Annotated in this window: 4 protein-coding genes; all 4 read left to right on the top strand. The window is 46.2% G+C overall.

Annotated features, from left to right (window positions below; translation table 11 throughout):
• The first annotated feature begins 3 nt into the window (after positions 1–3).
• Entirely contained in the window at positions 4–882 is an 879-nt protein-coding gene (xerD, locus tag V3S16_RS12830) for a site-specific tyrosine recombinase XerD (protein WP_413885545.1), read from the top strand.
• A 230-nt stretch (positions 883–1,112) separates the two neighbouring features.
• Positions 1,113–2,447, top strand: coding sequence for a YihY/virulence factor BrkB family protein (locus V3S16_RS12825; RefSeq protein WP_413885543.1), 1,335 nt, complete (start codon positions 1,113–1,115; stop codon positions 2,445–2,447).
• Positions 2,440–5,868, top strand: coding sequence for an AsmA-like C-terminal domain-containing protein (locus tag V3S16_RS12820; RefSeq protein WP_413885541.1), 3,429 nt, complete (start codon positions 2,440–2,442; stop codon positions 5,866–5,868). The genes V3S16_RS12825 and V3S16_RS12820 overlap by 8 nt, the downstream gene beginning before the upstream one ends.
• 37 nt (positions 5,869–5,905) lie before the next feature.
• Positions 5,906–7,404: PfaD family polyunsaturated fatty acid/polyketide biosynthesis protein (locus V3S16_RS12815; RefSeq protein WP_413885539.1), on the top strand; the 1,499-nt coding region annotated here is incomplete at its 3' end.

The following is a 7,404-nucleotide window of genomic DNA, read 5'->3' as shown; positions in this document are numbered from 1 at the left end:
GTTATTGTTGATCAGTATATAAATTACCTGATTCTCGAAAAGGGCCTTTCAAAAAACACGATTGAATCCTACAGCCGGGATATTTCCAGATATGTTGAATATCTAAAACAAAAAGGGGGCAAGCAGATTTCAGATGCTGACACGCCTTTGATATTAACATACCTGATAAGTCTGAGAGACGGCGGCCTGAAAGCAAGGTCAACCGCCAGGCACCTGGTCACTTTAAGGGGTTTTTACAGGTATCTTGTACAGGAAAAAATTATCAAACACGATCCTGCCAGACTGATTGATCTGCCCAAAAGCGGCCTGAAACTTCCGGATGTCCTTTCCGTTTCAGAGATTAAACTCCTATTAAGTGTCCCGGACACCCAGACTCCCTTAGGCCTTAGAAATGCCGCCATGATTGAACTTCTTTACGCTGCCGGACTGCGGGTGTCCGAACTGGTGAATCTTAAATTACTGGATATCAACACGGAAGCTGGTTTTGTCAGGGTCATTGGAAAAGGTTCAAAAGAACGGATCGTCCCCATCGGCCATTATGCCCAAAAAAGACTCGGCAATTACGTTAAAACCGCCCTACCGCAGCTTTTGAAAGGCGGTGTCAGCCATTACCTGTTTGTTGCCAGAGCTGGAAAACCCATGACCCGCCAGGGATTCTGGAAATTGTTAAAACAATATGCCCTACAGGCAGGGATTGCTAAAAAGATCACACCGCATAGTTTTAGGCACTCTTTTGCCAGCCATCTTCTGGAAGGCGGTGCCGATTTGAGAGCCGTGCAGGTCATGCTAGGTCATGCCGATATTGCCACAACTCAGATTTACACCCATGTAGCCCGGGAACACCTCAAGCAAATGCATGCAAAATATCACCCCCGAGGATGATGTTGAATCTCATTTTTGCTCCAGAATGACTTAAACTAAACAAAATGAAAAAACTCTGGATCATACTGAAACCAACCAAAAGCCAATGCCTAAAATAGTCGTAATTTTACGATGTTGCATAAAATGTACGGTTGACAACACAGCTAGCCTCTGTTAGTTTTGTTTTAAAACAATTCATACCAATGGCTTAAAACATGCAACCTAACACTTAAAACTTTCGTAATTTAGTTATGAAAAAAATCCGGGAAGGCCCATTAAACCTTTTTAATTATCTGAAAACCGGAATTTGGCGAACTCCGCTGGCTACGGTTAAACAGCCGCAAGCCCTTATCATCCGTTTATTGCGAACCATTCTCCTTACAATCCGCGGTTTTGCCACCGACAACTGCGCTATGCGTGCTTCTTCCCTCACCTTTTATACCCTGCTTTCCATCGTCCCGGTGGCGGCCCTGGCCTTTGGGATTGCCAAAGGCTTTGGATTCGAAAAGCTGTTGGAAAAACAGGTTTTGGAGAGTTTTGCAGGTCAGGAGGAAGTAGTTTTAAAAATTATCAATTTTGCCCACTCGCTTCTGGAAAACACCCAGGGCGGTCTAATTGCCGGTATTGGTATTGTATTGTTGTTCTGGTCGGTAATAAAGGTTTTACACCACATTGAAAACGCTTTGAATCACATCTGGAGTGTTGCGCCGCGCTCCTTCGGCCGCAAATTCAGTAATTACCTTGCAATCATGCTGATATGCCCCATTCTGATCATCGTATCCAGCAGTGTGAATGTGTACATCACTTCGCAGGTTATGACCATTACAGGCGAAACCGCATTTCCGGAAATAGTCAGCCCGCTGATCTTTGTAGCTCTCACAATAATCCCTTACGGCCTGATCTGGATGCTGTTCACCTTGATTTACATGGTCATGCCCAATGCCCGCGTAAATTTTTCTTCCGGAATTCTGGCCGGCATTGCTGCTGGTACCTTTTTCCATCTATCCCAGAAAATTTATATCAGCGCACAAATCAATGTCGCCCAATACAATGCCATCTATGGAAGTTTTGCAGCCTTGCCGTTGTTTTTAATATGGCTGCAATTGAGCTGGCTGATCGTTCTCTTAGGCGCTGAAATTTCCTGCGCGCATCAAAATGTTGCCAACTACGAATTTGAACCTGATTATCAAAAAGCCAGTATAGCTTTCAAAAAACTCCTTGCATTGCAAATCACCCATCTGCTCATTAAAAAATTTAAAAACGGTGAAAACCCGGAAACGGCTCAACAGATTTCCCGACACCTTAATATCCCCCCGCGCCTGGCACAACAAATCCTTGAAGATCTGATTGGCAGCGGCATTTTGTCGGCAACGTCTTCCAACAAAAAGAAAGAAACCGCCTTCCAGCCGGCCCGCGACATCAATACTTTAAGCATTGGATTCATTATCGATGCCCTGGAGAATAAGGGTGAAAACAATTTAAATGTAGCCCGGACACGGGAGCTTGAGGTTTTAGCGGAGGCCCTGCAGTCCTTTCGCAGTGAAATCGACAAAGCTCCCGCCAACCGTTTGTTGAAAGATGTCTGAAACGACCAAGCTCAAAAAGACAACTCTCTGGATAATCGGATGTTGCGTTATCCTGGTATTCCTGTTGTCCGTTTTAGTTCTGCTTTCCGATAAGTTTATCAACCAAGAAGCGATCATAAACAGAATTCAGACTGAAGCTTCACAGGCAATTAACGGCCGGGTTGAACTTCAACGGCTTACTTTATCATTTTTTCCGCAACCTCACATAACGATTCACCAGAGCAATTTCTCCATCCCCGAAACCGCTTCCGGAACTCTGGCGTCCTTAGCGATTTACCCCAAAATATTACCTCTTTTTATCGGAAAAGTTCAGATTGCCCGCATTGATGTCAATACTCCTGACATTGAGATCCGGCTGCATAAACAATCAGAACCAAAAGACGAGGACCTAAAGTCTTTAGCGCTTGAAACTGTTGAAGAAAAAATCGGTGCTGCTTTAAGTTTGATGTCAACAAAAGCATTGGGGGCTCTTTTTTTAGTGGAGAACGGCCGCCTGAACTTCCGTACAGGGGCAAAAACCGGTTTTAAATTAATGGATATTAATGCCCGCATCGATCTTCTAGCCGACACCGTCAACTTTGACATCCAATGTAAATCCGGTCCCTGGAAAAGTATATTCCTGCAAGGGAGTATGCATGTGGATGCAGATAAATCATCGTTTATTCTTGCGGAGCTAAAACTTGATCCTCCCGGGCTCAGTTTCTCCGGAAAACTGGAGATTAACCATTTACTTAAATCACCAACCCCTTCTATTGATCTGGAACTGAAGGGCATCGATGTAGATATTTCCTCAGCCAGGAAAGTCGCTCTATCTCTGGCCGGAGAAATACCTGTTGTTCAAAAAATTTTTGACATCGTCAAAGGGGGCCAGCTGCCCTTGATTACCTTTGCCGCCCATGGAAATTCATTGGAAGATCTGGGAAAATTGGAAAACATCATTATCAAGGGCCGCATGCTCGATGGTGAAATTTTTGTCCCGGAGGTTGATCTGGATTTAAAGAAAGTCAAAGGGGACGTGACGATTTCCAAGGGCATCTTGCAGGGGCACAATCTTGAAGCACGCTGGGGAAACTCCCGGGCAAGCCAGGGGACCTTGAAACTGGGTCTAAAGGAAGAAGATGCCCCGTTTCATCTGGATATGGCCATTGAAGCTGATCTGGCCCAGCTCCCCCCCCTTTTGAAACGCCTGATTGATAATGAAGCCTTTCAAAAAGAAGCAGCGCTTATCGAAGACGCTAAAGGAAGTGCGACTGGAAAGCTTGTCCTGGGAGAAAGCTTAGCCGATATCAATATTAGTGTTGAGATCTCGCGCTTTGATCTGTGGGCCAATTACAAGCACATACCATATCCTCTGCAACTTCACGGGAGAGATTACTCATTCCAAGGAACCAAAGCCGTGGTCAAGGATTTAAGCGGTAGTCTTGGCAGATCTTCCTTTTCCGGGCTCTCCATGCAGCTTAACTGGGACAAAGCGCCGTATCTGGAGGTCAAATCCGGTAAAATGGGAATTATTCTGGAAGAGATCTATCCGTGGCTTGCATCCTTTGAAGCTCTGAACAGTAACCTCAAAAACATAGAGTCCGTCAAAGGTGCTGCTGAATTTTCTGCACTGAAAGTAAAAGGCCCCCTGCTGGAGCCGGAAAACTGGCATTTTCAATCGACCGGTGCAGTTAAAAACTTAAAAATCAAAACACGCCTTTACTCAGAAACTTTGGAAGTAATAAGTGGAAGCTTCAAAACCACCGAAAAAGATATTGCAATCACTGACTTGCAAGCAAAACTTGCAGACTCGTCATTGCAGACCTCAGGTACCGTCAGCGGCTATTTGCAAGGCGTTCAAAACCTGGATCTGAGATTTCAGGGCGAAATAGGTCAGAATGCCATCGAACGGATATCCAAGCATCTAAACTTGCCCCCCGAACTTGACATAAGGTCGCCTGTATCGATTTCAGCAATGCATCTGACCTGGAACAACCGTCGGGAAACAACGCTTTCAGGGCATCTGGCGTTGCCGCAGGGTCTTAAAGTCTCCGGGGACATTTTTCTGAGCCCCGCTGAATTTATCATTAAAAAATTGGTCATTCAGGACCCCGAATCGCATGTCTCCTTTAAACTTGCCTTAGCAAACAGGGAGCTTGACCTTTCCTTTAGCGGAAATTTGAACAAAGCAACCATGGATCATCTCATGCTTGAAAATAAAATGCTTGGCGGCTGGATAAAAGGTGATTTCCATACTCACCTGCAATTGGATCAACCTGCAAGCGCGACGGTCCAGGGCGAACTAAAGGTTAAAAATTTTATCGTTCCTTGGAAAATGAAAGCGCCGTTGGTCGTAAACAACCTTTCTCTGAAAACAAACAAAAATTATATCCGGGTTGAATCAGCGGACCTGTCGTGGGCGGACAACCGGTTTGACCTGCAAGGAAAAGTGTATTTCTCCCCTAAAACTTTCCTCCTCGATATGGAAGTTTCCGCCGATGAAATCAATTTGGATAATCTCAAACAGACTCTGGATCAGAGCGGTAAAAACAACAATCAAACAGGTACAAGTGCGAGACCCAGCCTTGTACGAGGAGCACTGAAATTAAAGACCGAAAAATTAACATATAAAGGCTTCACCTGGAGCCCTTTCTACGCTGACATAGCCTTAAAAGACGGTACCGCATCAATCTTTATAACCAAAGCCAATTTATGCGGAATAGCCACACCCGGCACTTTGCAAATATCGCCTCAGGAAATAACCATTGATATTAAACCGTTTGCCCGCGATCAAGAACTCCATTCTTCCCTTTCCTGCCTTGTAGACAAATCAGTAAAAATTGACGGCAACTTCAATTTTAAAGCTGACATTACAGCGGCTCAAAAGCCCGATGAAACACTCCTCGGATCTCTTGAGGGCAGTTTAGAATTTGACGCCGGCAAAGGCCGTTTTCACAGTGGCAGGTTGCACGGAACGTTGATAAAGATTTTAAGTCTTCTTAATATAACCGAAATGTTCAAAGGAAAATTGCCGGACATTAAACAGGAAGGCTTTGGTTATAATTCCGTCAAGATTAAAGCTGACATCCAAAACGGCAAATTATACTTAAATGAAGCCGTCATCGACAGTACTGCCATGGAAATCGCCGGTCATGGCAGCATTGATTTAACCAATAAAGAGGTAGATGCTGTTGTGCTTGTAGCGCCTTTGAAACCCGTCGACTTTGTTGTTAAAAAAATCCCTTTGGTCAGCACTATCCTGGGAGGCAATTTTATCACCATCCCTTTTAAAATTAAAGGCCCTCTGGACAATCTTAATGTTACTCCTCTGGCACCTTCGGAAGTGGGCAAAGGGTTGTTGGGAATTATTAAAAGAACTCTCCATCTTCCGGTTGACCTAATCCAGCTCATCCTGCCCGATGATAAGAAAAATCCGGGCTAAACTTGATTATCAATTAAAAATTCGCTAAAGGAAACACGTGCAATCATCAAAAAACAAAACACATGTGGGCTGGTGGACGCAGGGCGATACAGAGCCGGCCATGGGAGACCATGCCGTTCACAGGGTGATTCTCAGGACTACACGTCCGATAATCCTGCTTGATATTGATGGTCAACTTGCGGTTGGACAGGGGGGCAAAATTGCTATCGGGGATGGCGATTTCTCCGGACCGGAGAGTTATCCGCTGGAGGCCTATGTTCCGGCCCTTCATCCGGAGAACCTGGGGGATCCAAGTTTCAAACAGGCCTATAACTTGCGCTATGCCTATGTTGCCGGTGCCATGGCCAACGGCATCACATCCGTTGAAATGGTTGAAGCCGCGGGACACGCGGGTATGATCGGGTTTTTCGGCGCCGCCGGCCTTGCTCTTGATAAAATCGAAACCGCTATCGACAGGCTGCAGCAAAGCCTAAAAGATATCCCCTTCGGCTTCAACTTGATTCACAGTCCCCATGATCCTGAGCATGAATCAGCAACGGTTGACCTTTACTTACGAAAAGGAATCAGGCTTGTCAGTACATCGGCGTATCTCGATTTAACCCTTCCTCTGGTCTATTTCCGGGTAAAGGGAATCCATGTTGATCCGCAAGGTCATATCATTTGCCCCAACAAGGTGATTGCTAAAGTTTCTCGGGTTGAAGTTGCCCGCAAGTACTTATCACCTCCTCCGCAAAAACTGCTGACACAACTTGTCGACCGGCAAATGATAACCGCCCAAGAAGCCCGGCTGGCAGAATCAATACCGGTTGCTGAAGATATGACCGCCGAAGCCGACTCCGGCGGCCATACCGATAACAGACCGGCAATTTCATTGTTGTCGACCATGCTTTCGCTGCGCGATGAGCTGGCTGAAAAAAATGACTACCCCCGCCCCCCTTGCGTGGGACTTGGCGGAGGAATCGCTACACCCGCTTCAGCCGCCGCCGCATTTGCAATGGGTGCTGCCTATGTTCTCACCGGCTCCGTTAACCAGTCGTGCGTGGAAGCCGGCACATCCGAAACGGTCCGTCATATGCTGGCAGAAGCCAGTCAGGCCGACGTGACCATGGCTCCGGCCGCCGACATGTTTGAAATGGGAGTCAAGGTGCAGGTATTAAAACGCGGCACCATGTTTCCGCTACGGGCCGCCAAACTGTATGATCTGTACTGTAGCTACGACAGTTACGATGAAATTCCCGAAGAACAAAGAACGCTTTTGGAACGGGACATCTTCAAATGCACTTTCCGGCAAGAGTGGCAGCAAACCATGAACTATTTTGCCCGTCATGACCCCCAACAGATCGAACGGGCCGAAAAAAATCCCAAGCACAAAATGGCCCTTGTTTTTCGCTCCTATCTGGGCCAATCTTCGAACTGGGCCAACGCGGGTGATCCTTTACGCAAAATCGACTATCAGATATGGTGCGGCCCGTCCATCGGGGCTTTTAACCAGTGGGTTAAAGGATCATTCCTGGAAAAACCTGAAAACCGCAAGAC

This window comes from Candidatus Desulfatibia sp. (assembly GCF_036446775.1).
In the GTDB taxonomy this organism is placed as follows: Bacteria; Desulfobacterota; Desulfobacteria; order Desulfobacterales; family UBA11574; genus Desulfatibia_A.
Note: the sequence above shows the minus strand (reverse complement) of the source record. Positions and strands in the feature narration are given on the sequence as shown.

Excerpts from the sequence above, each read along its gene's own strand:
- V3S16_RS12820 (WP_413885541.1), top strand. The coding sequence starts at position 2,440 with ATGTCTGAAACGACCAAGCTCAAAAAGACAACTCTCTGGATAATCGGA.
- V3S16_RS12825 (WP_413885543.1), top strand. The coding sequence starts at position 1,113 with ATGAAAAAAATCCGGGAAGGCCCATTAAACCTTTTTAATTATCTGAAA.